At 64.4% G+C, this 13,420-nt stretch carries 11 protein-coding genes; 9 read left to right on the forward strand and 2 right to left on the reverse strand.

All coding sequences use genetic code 11. The annotated features are described in order from the left end of the window. Positions 1-30: 30 nt before the first annotated feature. Positions 31-894 (reverse strand): MBL fold metallo-hydrolase, encoded by an 864-nt coding sequence (locus AC56DV_RS19295; protein ID WP_496316425.1) that lies wholly within the window; start codon positions 892-894, stop codon positions 31-33. Between the two features lie 103 nt (positions 895-997). Between AC56DV_RS19295 and AC56DV_RS19300 the strand changes: the two genes are divergently transcribed. The 7 genes from AC56DV_RS19300 (at position 998) to AC56DV_RS19330 (ending at position 10,158) form a co-directional block, all read left to right on the forward strand. Continuing rightward, the gene (locus tag AC56DV_RS19300; RefSeq protein ID WP_496315860.1) at positions 998-1,939 is read left to right on the forward strand and encodes a LysR family transcriptional regulator; all 942 of its coding nucleotides are present in this window, start codon (positions 998-1,000) and stop codon (positions 1,937-1,939) included. A 212-nt stretch (positions 1,940-2,151) separates the two neighbouring features. Beyond that, entirely contained in the window at positions 2,152-5,007 is a 2,856-nt protein-coding gene (locus tag AC56DV_RS19305) for a 2-oxoglutarate dehydrogenase E1 component (protein WP_496315861.1), read from the forward strand. Positions 5,008-5,121: 114 nt separating this feature from the next. After that, positions 5,122-6,375 carry a 2-oxoglutarate dehydrogenase complex dihydrolipoyllysine-residue succinyltransferase gene (gene odhB / locus AC56DV_RS19310; protein WP_496315862.1) on the forward strand — a complete coding sequence of 418 codons (1,254 nt, stop codon included), beginning with the start codon at positions 5,122-5,124 and terminating at the stop codon, positions 6,373-6,375. A gap of 60 nt (positions 6,376-6,435) precedes the next feature. Further along, a complete protein-coding gene (locus AC56DV_RS19315; protein WP_496315863.1) occupies positions 6,436-6,771 on the forward strand; it encodes a PspC domain-containing protein in 336 nt (111 codons plus the stop codon). Positions 6,772-6,800: 29 nt separating this feature from the next. Next, a complete protein-coding gene (lpdA, locus tag AC56DV_RS19320) occupies positions 6,801-8,234 on the forward strand; it encodes a dihydrolipoyl dehydrogenase (RefSeq protein ID WP_496315864.1) in 1,434 nt (477 codons plus the stop codon). A 96-nt stretch (positions 8,235-8,330) separates the two neighbouring features. Further along, a complete protein-coding gene (gene zapE / locus AC56DV_RS19325) occupies positions 8,331-9,428 on the forward strand; it encodes a cell division protein ZapE (protein WP_496315865.1) in 1,098 nt (365 codons plus the stop codon). 13 nt (positions 9,429-9,441) lie between these two features. Beyond that, positions 9,442-10,158 (forward strand): hypothetical protein, encoded by a 717-nt coding sequence (locus AC56DV_RS19330; RefSeq protein WP_496315866.1) that lies wholly within the window; start codon positions 9,442-9,444, stop codon positions 10,156-10,158. Between the two features lie 28 nt (positions 10,159-10,186). On the opposite strand, the gene AC56DV_RS19335 is transcribed toward AC56DV_RS19330, so the two are convergent. Then, positions 10,187-10,993 carry a PP2C family protein-serine/threonine phosphatase gene (locus tag AC56DV_RS19335; RefSeq protein WP_496315867.1) on the reverse strand — a complete coding sequence of 269 codons (807 nt, stop codon included), beginning with the start codon at positions 10,991-10,993 and terminating at the stop codon, positions 10,187-10,189. A gap of 122 nt (positions 10,994-11,115) precedes the next feature. Between AC56DV_RS19335 and AC56DV_RS19340 the strand changes: the two genes are divergently transcribed. Both AC56DV_RS19340 and yoaA read left to right on the forward strand, forming a co-directional pair. Then, the gene (locus AC56DV_RS19340; protein WP_056394845.1) at positions 11,116-11,316 is read left to right on the forward strand and encodes a YdcH family protein; all 201 of its coding nucleotides are present in this window, start codon (positions 11,116-11,118) and stop codon (positions 11,314-11,316) included. A 41-nt stretch (positions 11,317-11,357) separates the two neighbouring features. Continuing rightward, a complete protein-coding gene (yoaA, locus tag AC56DV_RS19345; RefSeq protein ID WP_496315868.1) occupies positions 11,358-13,394 on the forward strand; it encodes a DNA repair helicase YoaA in 2,037 nt (678 codons plus the stop codon). Positions 13,395-13,420 lie beyond the last annotated feature (26 nt).

A 13,420-nucleotide genomic window follows, 5' to 3' on the forward strand; every position in this document is an offset into this window, starting at 1 on the left:
AAGCCAGAAGCTGGCATAAAGTGCCCGGAATTACCACTTCATTTCGCCTTTTGCGACCTTGGCGCTGATCTGCAGTGCACTTTCCAGGCCGGCGGCCGGGTAGGCGGTTTTCATGGCGGCGAGCAAGGCGGCGGAATCGGCCGACTGCGGAATGGCGGTTTCAAACTTGCGCAGATAATCCGCGGTGTAGCTGATGCTGTCCGGCGTCATCGCTGCGCCGGGAGCGAAATGGCCGGGCACCACGGTAATCGGTTTCAGGGCGGCAATACGGTCCAGCGTGGACAGCCATTGCCGGCGCGATTCAACGGTTTGCGTATCGGCAGTCCACACGTGCAGGCCCTTGAATAATACAACGCCGCCGGCTACCGCTTTAATAGAAGGAATCCAGACGAAAGTCCGGTCCGGCGTCGCGCCATTCAACCCTTCGATTTTCAGGCTTTCGCCTTCCAGTTTAATGGTGTCGCCCTGCAGCGCTTGCGGCATGACGATGGATTGCGGCGCATTCTCTTTCAGGATAGGACCCCAGTAGGCAACCTTGGCCGCGGCCTTTTTCTCCATGGCTGCGACGGTGGCGGGTGTGGCGACTATTTTCGCGTCCGGGAAAGCGCTTTTAATCACGTCCAGGCCGAAATAGAAATCGGGATCGCCGTGGCTGACGTAAACCGTGGTCAGGCGTTTGCCGCTGGCTTTAATCTGCTGCACCAGTTTTTGCGCTTCGCCGCGCGAGAATTGGGCGTCGATTAATACGGCGTCCTTTTGGCCTTTTACCAGCACCGAGGCAACCGGGAAAATGGCGGATTCGCCGGGATTGAATACTTCCAGCGTCAGCGGCGCGGCGGAAGCGGCGGAAGTTGCGGCGGCGAGGGCTGCGGCGGCGATGGTCTGCTTGATCATGGTGAAGTCCTTGATGAGAAGTTGATGAAGCCAGTGTAGGCTGATCCATTCATCTGAAAAACAGTGTAAATTGCAACTCTCAATTGCATGAATCGGACGAATCATGGACAGGCTGACGGCGGCGCAGGTATTCAAGGAGATCGCGGAACGGGGCAGCATGATCGCGGCGGCGGACGCGCTGGACATGTCGCGCGCCATGGTCACGCGCTACCTGGCCGAGATGGAAGAATGGTGCGGGGCGCGCCTGCTGCACCGCACCACGCGGCGCGTCAGCCTGACGGCGGCGGGGGAGGTGACGCTGGCGCGCTGCCGCGAAATGCTGGCCCTGGCGGCCGGCATGCATGCCGGCGGCGACCCGGACGCGCCGCACGGCCTGCTGCGCATCGCCAGCTCGCACTCGCTGGCGCAGACCGCGCTGGCCGGCGCGGTGGCGGAGTTCCTGCGGCGCCACCCGCGCACCGCCATCGATCTGCAGGTGGACAACCGCGCCGTCAACCTGGTGGAGCAGCGCATCGACCTGGCCATCCGCATCACCAACGGCCTGGAGCCGAACATGATCGCGCGCCGCCTGGGCGACTGCGAATCGGTGGTGGTGGCCGCGCCGTCCTACCTGGCCGGGCGCCCCGCGCCGCGGCAGCCGGCCGGGCTGGCGCAGCACAACTGCCTGACATATAGCTATTTCGGCAAGAGCATTTGGCGTTTCGATCCGCGTTTCGATCCGCCTGCCGGCGGCGGCGGGCAGCTGCAGATCCCGGTCAGCGGCAACCTGTCGGCCAACGAATCGATGGCGCTGCTGGCGGCCACGGTGGAGGGCGCCGGCGTGGCCCTGCAGCCGCGCTTTGCCGCCGCGCCGCTGCTGGCCTCGGGCCAGCTGGTGGAATTGCTGCCCGCCTGGCGTCCGCAGCAGATGGGCATTTACGGCATCTACACCTCGCGCGAGCACATGCCGCCGGCCCTGCGCGCCATGCTGGACCACCTGCTGGACTGGTTCGCGCACGACCCCGCCTGGCTCGCCGCCACCATGCCAATTATGGAAAAGACATGATTGACACCCTGCCTATCCCGCAATTTTTCGTGTTTGTATGGTTGTTCGAACACAATACCGCGTGCTATCCTTAGCGACCGTTTTTTTTTTGACTACCGTATTACCGAGTCCTTCCCCACAACTTGATGTGCAATCCGCTAACCGGTCAGGCCGTGTCGCGGAAGGTTAGATTAACCCGCTAATCTCGCGAAGCGCGAAGAAAGGTGAGCAATATGATGCAGCAGCAGTCGTCCAACTCCTACCTGTTCGGTGGGAATGCACCGTACGTTGAAGAACTGTACGAAGCCTATCTCGACAACCCAGGTTCCGTGCCCGATAACTGGCGCGCGTACTTCGATTCCATGCAGCACGTGCCGGCAGTCGACGGCTCCAACAAGCCGGACGTCGCCCACGCCTCCGTGATCGCCTCTTTCGCAGAACGCGCCAAAGCCGGCCCGATCCGCACCGTGGTCGCTTCCGCCGACGCTGAAATGGGCCGCAAACGCGTGGCAGCCACCCAGCTGATCGCCGCCTACCGCTACCTGGGTTCGCGCTGGGCCAACCTGGACCCGCTGCAGCGCCAGGAACGTCCATCGATCCCGGAACTGGAACCGAGCTTCTACGGCTTCACCGATGCCGACCTGGACACCGTTTTCAACATCAGCAACACCTACTTCGGTCCTGAAACCGCGACCCTGCGCGACCTGACCAACTTCCTGCGCGACACCTACACCCGCTCCATCGGCGCGGAATACATGTACATCTCCGACCCGGCCGAAAAGCGCTGGCTGCAGGAGCGCCTGGAATCGATCCGCTCCACCCCGAATTTCACCGCAGAGAAGAAAAAGCACATCCTTGAGCGCCTGACGGCAGCTGAAGGCCTGGAACGCTATCTGCACACCAAGTACGTCGGCCAGAAGCGCTTCTCGCTGGAAGGCGGCGAAACGTTCATCGCCTCGATCGACGAAATCATCCAGCGCGCCGGCGAAAAAGGCGTGCAGGAGATCGTTATCGGCATGGCCCACCGCGGCCGCCTGAACGTACTGGTCAACACCCTGGGCAAGGCGCCTAAAGACCTGTTCGAAGAATTCGAAGGCAAGCATGGCGACGACCTGCCGGCCGGCGACGTGAAATACCATCAGGGCTTCTCGTCGGACATCTCCACCGCAGGCGGCCCGGTCCACCTGTCGCTGGCGTTCAACCCGTCGCACCTGGAAATCGTCAACCCGGTGGTTGAAGGTTCCGTCAAGGCCCGCATGGACCGCCGCGGCGACGCAGCCGGCGCGCAAGTGCTGCCTATCCTGGTGCACGGCGACGCCGCCTTCGCAGGCCAGGGCGTTGTGATGGAAACCCTGAACCTGGCGCAGACCCGTGGCTACGGCACCGGCGGCACGGTTCACATCGTGATCAACAACCAGATCGGCTTCACCACCTCCGATCCGCGCGACGCGCGCTCCACCATCTACTGCTCGGACGTCGTCAAGATGATCGAAGCGCCGGTGCTGCACGTGAACGCCGACGATCCTGAAGCCGTGGTGCTGGCATCGCAGATCGCCATGGACTACCGCCTGCAGTTCCAGAAAGATATCGTGGTCGACATCATCTGCTACCGCAAACTGGGCCACAACGAGCAGGACACGCCAGCGCTGACCCAGCCGCTGATGTACAAGAAGATCGCCACCCACCCGGGCACCCGCCGCCTGTACGCCGACAAGCTGAGCGCGCAGGGCGTGATCGCCGCCGATGGCGGCGACAAGATGGTGGCCGCCTACCGCGACGCCATGGACGCCGGCAAGCACACCGTCGATCCGGTGATCTCCAACTTCAAGAACAAGTACGCCGTCGACTGGCTGCCGTTCCTGAACCGCAAGTGGACCGACTCCGCCGACACCGCCGTACCGTCGACCGAACTGAAACGCCTGGCCACCCGCATCACCACCGTGCCGGAAGGCTTCAAGGTGCACTCGCTGGTCGAGAAGGTACTGGCCGACCGCGCCGCCATGGGCCGTGGCGAAGTGAACCTGGACTGGGGCATGGGCGAACACCTGGCCTACGCCTCGCTGGTATCGTCCGGCTACGCCGTGCGCCTGACCGGCCAGGACGCCGGCCGCGGCACCTTCGTGCACCGCCACGCCGTGCTGCACGACCAGAACCGCGAGCGTTGGGACGCAGGCACCTACGTGCCGCTGCAGAACGTGTCCGAATCGCAGGCGCCGTTCACCGTGATCGACTCCGTGCTGTCCGAGGAAGCCGTTCTGGGCTTCGAATACGGCTACTCGACCGCAGAACCAAACACGCTGACCATCTGGGAAGCCCAGTTCGGCGACTTCGTCAACGGCGCGCAGGTTGTGATCGACCAGTTCATCAGCTCCGGCGAAGTGAAGTGGGGCCGCGCTTCCGGCCTGGTGATGATGCTGCCGCACGGTTACGAAGGCCAGGGTCCTGAGCACTCGTCCGCGCGTCCGGAGCGTTTCCTGCAGCTGTGCGCAGACAACAACATGCAAGTGGTGCAGCCGACCACCGCGTCGCAGATCTTCCACCTGCTGCGCCGCCAGATGGTGCGCCAGTTCCGCAAACCGCTGGTCATCCTGACCCCGAAATCGCTGCTGCGCAACAAGGACGCCGGCTCGCCGCTGAGCGAACTGTCGAAAGGCGCGTTCCAGACCGTGATCGGCGAAGTGGACGAGAAGATCGACGCCAAGAAGGTCAAGCGCGTGATCGCCTGCTCGGGCAAGGTTTACTACGATCTGGTCAACGCGCGCAAAACGCGCGGCCAGACCGACACCGCCATCGTGCGCGTGGAGCAGCTGTATCCGTTCCCGCACAAATCGTTCGCTGCTGAACTGAAGAAGTTCCCGAACCTGGCGGAAGTGGTATGGGCCCAGGACGAGCCGCAGAATCAAGGCCCTTGGTTCCAGATCCAGCACAACATCTTCGAAAGCATGGACGCAGGCCAGCGTCTGGCATACGCAGGCCGTCCGGCCTCGGCATCGCCAGCCGTCGGTTACTACGACAAGCACTACGCGCAGCAAAAAGACCTGCTGGAAACCGCGTTCTCGAAGCTGAAGGGCTTCATCCTGACGAAATAAGTCAAGGGCGCCGTGCGAGCCGCACGGCTCCTGACCAAGTAATAGGTCCGCCCTTCGCCGAGGCATGTGGCCCAGGCGAAGGGCATCAAAGAATACAAAATACGGAGTTTTTTCATGGCACAAATCGAAGTTAAAGTCCCACAACTGTCGGAATCCGTCGCTGAAGCGACCATGCTCACCTGGCACAAGAAAGTCGGCGAAGCCGTCGCGCGCGACGAGAACCTGATCGACATCGAAACCGACAAAGTGGTACTGGAACTGCCAGCGCCTGCAGCGGGCGTGATCGTTCAGATCATCCAGCCGGACGGCGCCACCGTGGTTGCCGACCAGGTTATTGCCATCATTGATACCGAAGCCACCGCAGGCGCCGCGCCTTCGGCTCCAGCCGCCGCTGCTGCTGCACCTGCCGCCGCTGCACCAGCTGCCGCCGCCGCTACCGGTGGTTCGAAAGGCGACGTGGCCATGCCGGCCGCCGCCAAGATCCTGTCCGAAGCCGGCCTGGCCGCTTCCGACGTTGCCGGTTCCGGCAAAGACGGCCGCGTGACCAAGGGCGACGCCCTGGCAGCAGCCTCCGCACCGAAGCCAGCCGCCCCAGCACCGCTGGCCCCGGCCGCCGCCAAGCCGGCGCTGCAAAAAGTCGCCGCGCCGGCCGCGCCTAACCTGGGCGAGCGTCCTGAAGAGCGCGTGCCGATGAGCCGTCTGCGCGCACGTATCGCCGAGCGCCTGGTGGAATCGCAGTCGACCAACGCCATCCTGACCACGTTCAACGAAGTGAACATGGCGCCTGTGATGGACCTGCGCAACAAGTACAAAGACAAGTTCGAAAAAGAGCACGGCGTCAAGCTGGGCTTCATGTCCTTCTTCGTCAAGGCAGCCGTGGCCGCCCTGAAAAAGTACCCGATCATCAACGCGTCGGTTGACGGCAACGACATCGTCTACCACGGCTACTTCGACATCGGTATCGCAGTGGGTTCGCCGCGCGGCCTGGTGGTGCCTATCCTGCGCAACGCGGACCAGATGAGCATTGCCGACATCGAGAAGAAAATCGGCGAATTCGGCGCGAAAGCAAAAGAAGGCAAGCTGACCCTGGAAGACCTGACCGGCGGCACCTTCTCGATTTCGAACGGCGGCACCTTCGGCTCCATGCTGTCGACCCCGATCATCAACCCGCCGCAATCGGCCATCCTGGGCGTGCACGCCACCAAGGACCGCGCTGTGGTGGAAAACGGCCAGATCGTGATCCGTCCTATGAACTACCTGGCAATGTCCTACGACCACCGCATCATCGACGGCCGCGAAGCCGTGCTGGGCCTGGTGGCCATGAAGGAAGCACTGGAAGATCCAGCGCGCCTGCTGCTGGACCTGTAATTCACCGGTAATACCCCGGCCTCGATTCCGAGGCCGGGCAGCCCTTAGCCCGAGGTGTTGATGAGCGTTTCCGAAGAAATCAAGCGGTTGCATGAACTCAACCAGGCTGGCGCGCTGAGCGACGAAGAATTCGCCCGCGCCAAACAGAAGCTGCTCGACACCACGCCGGTGTCGCTCAGCAAGGACAACGGCTCCGGCGACTTCGCCAGCGAATTCAACCGCTTCCGCCGCTCGCGCAGCGACCGCTGGCTGGGCGGCGTGTGCGGCGGCCTGGGCAAAGTGTCCGGCATGGAATCGTGGATCTGGCGCCTGGTCTTCACGCTGTTTACGATCTGCTTCGGCTTCGGGCTGGTGATTTACCTGCTTCTATGGATTTTCGTCCCGGACGAAACGTAACAAGCCAAATTCACTAGGAATACAAAACAATGAGCAACAAACAATTTGACGTCGTCGTTATCGGCGCCGGTCCTGGCGGCTACATCGCCGCAATCCGCGCAGCGCAGCTGGGCTTCTCCGTCGCCTGCGTGGACGAGTGGAGCAACGAAAAGGGCGGCCCTGCACCCGGCGGCACCTGCACCAACGTCGGCTGCATCCCATCGAAAGCGCTGCTGCAGTCGTCCGAGCACTACGAGCACGCCGGCCACTCCTTCAAGGAACACGGCATCGACGTGTCCGGCCTGTCGCTGAACCTGGGCCAGATGGTCAAGCGCAAGGACACCGTGGTCAAGCAGAACAACGACGGCATCCTGTTCCTGTTCAAGAAAAACAAGGTCACCTTCTTCCACGGCCGCGCAGCCTTCGAAGGCGCGGCGACCGCCGACGGCTACCCGATCGCCATCACCGGCAAGGCGCCTGAGACCATCAACGCCAAGCAAGTCATCGTGGCCACCGGCTCCAACGCGCGCGCGCTGCCGGGCGCGGACTTCGACGAAAAACTGATCCTGTCGAACACCGGCGCACTGGCGATCGACGCCGTGCCGGCCAAGCTGGGCGTGATCGGCGCCGGCGTGATCGGCCTGGAAATGGGTTCCGTATGGCGCCGCCTGGGTTCCGAAGTGACCGTGCTGGAAGGCCTGCCGACCTTCCTGGGCGCCGTGGACGAGCAGATCGCCAAGGAAGCCAACAAGCTGTTCACCAAGCAGGGCCTGAAGATTTCGCTGGGCTGCAAGATCAACAGCGTCACCAAGGGCGCCGACAACGTCACCGTCGAGTACAACGACGCCAAGGGCGAAGCAGTGACCGCCGTGTTCGACAAGCTGATCGTGTCGATCGGCCGCACCCCGAACACCAACGGCCTGGGCGCCGACAAGGCCGGCCTGGCGCTGGACGAGCGCGGCTTCATCGCCGTCGACGGCGACTGCAAGACCAACCTGCCGAACGTATGGGCGATTGGCGACGTGGTGCGCGGCCCGATGCTGGCGCACAAAGCCGAAGAAGAAGGCGTGGCGGTTGCCGAGCGTATCGCCGGCCAGCACGGCCACACCAACTTCGACACGATTCCCTGGGTGATCTACACCTCGCCGGAAATCGCGTGGGTAGGCCGCACCGAGCAGCAGCTCAAAGCCGACGGCACGCCCTACAAGGCAGGCACCTTCCCGTTCCTGGCCAACGGCCGCGCGCGCGCGCTGGGCGACACCTCGGGCATGGTCAAGTTCCTGGCGCACGCCGAGACCGACGAAATCCTGGGCGTCCACATCATCGGACCGATGGCTTCCGAGCTGATCTCCGAAGCCGTGGTGGCGATGGAGTTCAAGGCATCGGCCGAAGACATCGCCCGTATCTGCCACGCCCACCCATCGCTGTCCGAAGCAACCAAAGAAGCCGCGCTGGCCATCGACAAGCGCACGCTGAACTTCTAAGGTAGTGCTTCCACGGCCGGACGGGCGCGCACGCGCCGTCCGGCCTTTTGCCGTTTAAACCGGCCGCTTAAAGTGACACCATCAAGCGACACCATCATGAACGTCCAAGAGTTCTACCAGCACGCGCTGACGCAGCGCGATTTCAAGGCCGACGCCGCGCAGCAGCGCGCCGTCGACCGCCTGCAGCTTTGCTACGACGAGTGGGTGGACTACAAAGCCCAGCGCTCGAACAGCTTCAAGCGCTTCATCAACCGTCCGGACGTGCCGCGCGGCGTGTACATGTGGGGCGGGGTAGGGCGCGGCAAGTCCTTCCTGATGGACAGCTTCTACTCGGTGGTGCCGCTGGTGCGCAAGACGCGCCTGCACTTCCACGAATTCATGCGCGACATCCACCGCCAGCTCGACGAGCTCAAAGGCGTGGCCAATCCGCTGGAGGAAGTCGCCCGCAAGGTGGCCAAGAAATACCGCCTGATCTGCTTCGACGAATTCCACATCTCCGACGTGGCCGACGCCATGATCATGTACAACCTGCTGTCGGCGCTGTTCGACAACGGCGTGTCCTTCATCATGACCTCCAACTACGACCCGGAACTGCTGTACCCGGACGGCCTGCACCGCGACCGCATCCTGCCCACCATCGCGCTGCTGAAGGCCAGGATGGACGTGATGAACGTGGACGCCGGCGTGGACTACCGCGGCCGCGCGCTGGAGCAGGTCGACTCCTATTACACGCCGCTGGGGGCCGACACCGACGCCGCGCTGCGCGCCGCCTACGCCCGCATCGCCGAGACCGCCGACGACGATCCGCACGTGACCATCGAAAGCCGCCAGATCCGCGCGCTGCGCCGCGCCGGCACCATCATCTGGTTCGACTTTGCCACCCTGTGCGGCGGCCCGCGCTCGCAGAACGACTACCTGGAGATCGCCAGCCAGTTCCATACCGTGATATTGTCCAGCATACCGATGATGTCGGCCGGCATGTCGTCCGAGGCGCGCCGCTTCACCTGGCTGATCGACGTGTTCTACGACCAGAAGGTCAAGCTCATCATGTCGGCCGAAGTGGAGCCGGAGGAGCTGTACACTAGCGGCATGCTGGCCAACGAATTTCACCGCACCGTGTCGCGCATCGTGGAAATGCAGTCGCGCGAGTATATGGACAAGGAACAGCGCGGCGCTGCCGAAGCGCTGGCGTAACAACAGGATAAACATGGCAAAGTACTTCAATCTGGCGGCGCTGTTTGCAAGCGCGGCCCTGGCGGCGGCGCTGCCGGCGCAGGCCCAGAAAATCGGGCAGGCGCCGGTGGGCGAGCCGGCCGTTCCGCAATCGCACTCGGTCGAGCAGGCCGACGCGCGCCTGGCCGAAGTGGCGCAGGGCCGCGCCGCCGTGCAGGCCGAGTACGACGCCGCCGAGCAGGTCTGCAACGCCAAGTTCTTCGTCAATTACTGCCTGGACGCGGCCAAGGAAAAGCGCCGCGTGGCGCTGGCCGGCCTGCGCGCCATCGAAGTGGAAGCCAACCATTACAAGCGCAAGGCGGCGGTGGACAAGCGCGACGCCGAGCTGGCCGAGCGCATGAGGAAGGACGAGGAAGAACTGGCGCGCCGCGTGGAAAACCCGCCCGCGCCGCAAGCCGAGCGCGAGCCGGCCAAGCCGGCCGCCAAGCCGGGCCCCAGCCAGGCGCAGCGCCAGGCCGAGCACGACGCCAAGGTGAAAGCGCAGGCGGCGAAGGACGCCGCCGAGGCGCCGAAGCGCGCCGCCAGCGTGGCCGCGTTCGAGAAGAAGAAGGCCGAGTCCGAAAAGCGCCAGGCCGAGATCGCGGCCAAGAAGGCCGCCAAGGAAGAGAAGGCGCGCAAGCGCGAAGCCGCCGCCGCCGCCCAGGCCGCCAAGGATGCCGCCGAAGCCGCCGCCAAGGCTGCCAAGAAGTAAGCTCAGAGCGTAAGCTTGCTCAGTAAGCTCACACCGCCTTGCCCATCTTCTGCACCGTGTAGGTAGGCGCCTCCTTGGGCGGCGCCACCAGCTTGATAATGGCCATGCTGCAGTTGTCGCCCTGGCCCCTGGCCCGTTCGATGGCCTTGTTGATCAGCATTTCCGAAGCTTGGCGCGGCGTGCCGCGCGCCACCACGGTGGCCATTTCCGTCTCGGTGAAGTACTGCCACAGCCCGTCCGAGCAAAGCAGGAAGGCATCGCCCGGCTGCAGCCCCTCGTGCACGCCCACCGTCACGAACGGCGCCTTCTGCCGGTTGCCCAGCACATTGTTCAGCAGGCGTGCGCTGCGGTGCTTCCTGGCCGCTTCGGGCGGCAGCTTGTCCACGTTCACCAGGTGCGCGATATAGGACGCGTCGCTGCTGCGCTCGGCGCACCGCGCGCCGGCGAAGCGGTACAGGCGCGAGTCGCCCACGTAGGCCCACACGGCCTGGCCCTGCGGCGTCAGCACCAGCAGCAGCAGCGTGGATTGCGGTTCGCTGCTGGCGCCCAGCGGATTCATGGTCAGCACTTCGTGGGTTTCCTGCGCGATGCTGCGCAGCAGCTCCTGCACCCGGGCCAGGTTGGCCGTGTCGCCGGCGCGGTAATCGTCGAACAGCTGCTTGCTGGTGTGCAGCACCTGCTCCGGCGCCGTGCTGCCGCTGCCCATGCCGTCGGCCAGCACCGCCATCACATAGCCCGGCGCTTTCGGCGCCGTGTAGAGCGCGGCGCGGTCGTTCTGTTGGGGCCGGTTGCCCAGATGCTGGGCGGTGCCGGCTTCGATTTTGTAATTGCTCATATGGACTGGCTAGCCTGCATCTGTGCACTGAGTTAAACTATGCACCGGTAAGCAGTTTTGTTGCAAGCGTAGGGTTGTTGACCAGGCGAAACTGTTGGGAAATATAACAGAACCGAGACCCTATGACAGACGTAGAAGAAATCAAGCGCCGCATTATCGAGCTCGACGTTGAACACCGCGACCTGGACGCCGTGATCGACATGCTGACCCTGGACGGCCACCACGACCAGCTCCAGCTGCGCCGCCTGAAAAAACGCAAGCTGCAACTCAAAGACTACATCACCTTGCTGAAAATGCAACTGGTGCCCGACGTACCGGCTTAAGCCGCACCACCTCGTGTGCGGCAGCCCCATCTTAGCTTATTTTGACCGATTCCCGACTCACGGCTGACGCCGCCGCGCCCGAGCCACTCCCCGAACCCGGCAAGCACGATGCCGAAATCGACCGCCTGTTCGGTCCCGGCGGGCCGCTCAGCCCGGCAGTGGGCGGCTTCCGGCCGCGCCGTTCGCAAACCGAGATGGCCAAAGCCATCGCGGCCGCCATCGACGGGCGCAGCACCTTGATGGCCGAGGCCGGCACGGGCACGGGCAAGACCTTCGCCTACCTGGTGCCGGCGCTGCTGTGGGGCGGCAAGACCATCGTCTCGACCGGCACCAAGAACCTGCAGGACCAGCTGTTCCTGCGCGACATCCCCACGGTGCGCGCGGCGCTGCAGGCGCCGGTGTCGGTGGCGCTGCTCAAGGGGCGCGGCAACTACCTGTGCCACTACCACCTGGAACGCACGCTGCAGAACGGGCGCATGACCTCGCGCGAGGACGTGGGCTACCTGCGCGAGATTTCGCGCTTCCTGAAGATGACCTCGTCCGGCGACAAGGCCGAGCTGGCCCGGGTGCCGGAGAACGCCACCATCTGGAACCTGGTCACCTCCACCCGCGACAACTGCATGGGCGCCGAGTGCCAGTACTACCAGGACTGCTTCGTGATGAAGGCGCGCAAGGAAGCGCAGCAGGCCGACGTGGTGGTGGTCAACCACCACCTGTTCTTCGCCGACGTGGCGCTGAAGGACACCGGCGTGGCCGAGCTGCTGCCGTCGGCCAACACCATCATCTTCGACGAGGCGCACCAGCTGCCCGACACCGCCACCCTGTTCTTCGGCGACACGTTTTCCACCTCGCAAGTGCTGGAACTGTGCCGCGACGTGCTGGCCGAAGGCCTGGCGCACGCGCGCGACGGCGCCGACTGGGGCAAGGTGGTGACCGTGGTGGAAAAGGCCGCGCGCGACCTGCGCCTGACCTTCCCGCAGGACATCGTGCGCCTGTCCTTGCCGCAGATCGCGCCGTCGAGCGGCTTCTTCCCGGCGCTGGAAACCCTGAAGGACGAGCTGGACGGCATGCTGGCCGTGCTGGAAAAGCAGGGCGAGCGCGCCGAGACGCTGGACCAGTGCCGCATGCGCGGCATCGAGCTGATGACGGCGCTGCGCGACTGGAAATTCGACCCCAAGGCCAAGGTGGACAAGGGCGAGGAAGCCGTGTTCTGGGTGGAGGCCTACACCAGCTCGCTGCAGCTGCACAAGACGCCGCTGTCCATCGCGCCCATCTTCAACGGCCAGCGCGAAGGCGTGCCGCGCAGCTGGATCTTCACCTCGGCCACCCTGGCCGTGAAGAACGACTTCAAGCACTTCGCCGAGCAGATGGGCTTGACCGGCGAGCCGGCGCGCACCTGGCCCAGCCCGTTCAACTACGAGCAGCAGGGCATCCTGTACGTGCCGCAGGGCTTGCCGGACCCGAACTCCATGGGCTACACCGACGCCGTGCTGGACGCGGCGCTGCCGGTGATCGAAGCGTCGCAGGGGCGCGCCTTCCTGCTGTGCACCACCTTGCGCGCGGTCAAGCGCGCCGCCGAGCGGCTGCGCAACGAGTTCGAGCAGCGCGGCCTGCCGTATCCGCTGTTCGTGCAGGGCGACAAGGGCCGCACCGAGCTGCTGGACCAGTTCCGCAAGTCCGGCAACGGCGTGCTGATCGGCAGCCAGAGCTTCTGGGAAGGCGTCGACGTGCGCGGCGAAGCGCTGTCGCTGGTGATTATCGACAAGATGCCGTTCGCCCCGCCGGACGACCCGGTGCTGGCCGCGCGCATCGAGGTGATGGAAAAGCAGGGGCTGAACGGCTTCATGAACCACACGCTGCCGGAAGCGATCATCAACCTGAAGCAGGGCGCCGGCCGCCTGATCCGCGACGAAGGCGACCGCGGCGTGCTGATGCTGTGCGACCCGCGCGTGATCACCAAGCCCTACGGCCGCCGCGTCTGGCAAAGCCTGCCGCCGTTCAAGCGCACCCGCGAAGCGCAAGTCGTGATCGACTTCTTCAAAGGCGAGCCCCCATCCGAGCCCGAAGTCAGCCCATGACGCCCATTCCGCACTTCCTACAAGCG

The sequence above is a fragment of the Massilia sp. BGA-UO-ETr-WB1 genome (assembly GCF_059567845.1).

Bases quoted from the DNA above. Each gene is read 5' to 3' on its own strand.
- AC56DV_RS19305 (WP_496315861.1), top strand. From the start codon at position 2,152: ATGATGCAGCAGCAGTCGTCCAACTCCTACCTGTTCGGTGGGAATGCA.
- AC56DV_RS19295 (WP_496316425.1), bottom strand. From the start codon at position 894: ATGATCAAGCAGACCATCGCCGCCGCAGCCCTCGCCGCCGCAACTTCC.
- AC56DV_RS19330 (WP_496315866.1), top strand. From the start codon at position 9,442: ATGGCAAAGTACTTCAATCTGGCGGCGCTGTTTGCAAGCGCGGCCCTG.
- AC56DV_RS19315 (WP_496315863.1), top strand. From the start codon at position 6,436: ATGAGCGTTTCCGAAGAAATCAAGCGGTTGCATGAACTCAACCAGGCT.
- AC56DV_RS19300 (WP_496315860.1), top strand. From the start codon at position 998: ATGGACAGGCTGACGGCGGCGCAGGTATTCAAGGAGATCGCGGAACGG.
- AC56DV_RS19335 (WP_496315867.1), bottom strand. From the start codon at position 10,993: ATGAGCAATTACAAAATCGAAGCCGGCACCGCCCAGCATCTGGGCAAC.
- zapE (WP_496315865.1), top strand. From the start codon at position 8,331: ATGAACGTCCAAGAGTTCTACCAGCACGCGCTGACGCAGCGCGATTTC.
- odhB (WP_496315862.1), top strand. From the start codon at position 5,122: ATGGCACAAATCGAAGTTAAAGTCCCACAACTGTCGGAATCCGTCGCT.
- lpdA (WP_496315864.1), top strand. From the start codon at position 6,801: ATGAGCAACAAACAATTTGACGTCGTCGTTATCGGCGCCGGTCCTGGC.
- AC56DV_RS19340 (WP_056394845.1), top strand. From the start codon at position 11,116: ATGACAGACGTAGAAGAAATCAAGCGCCGCATTATCGAGCTCGACGTT.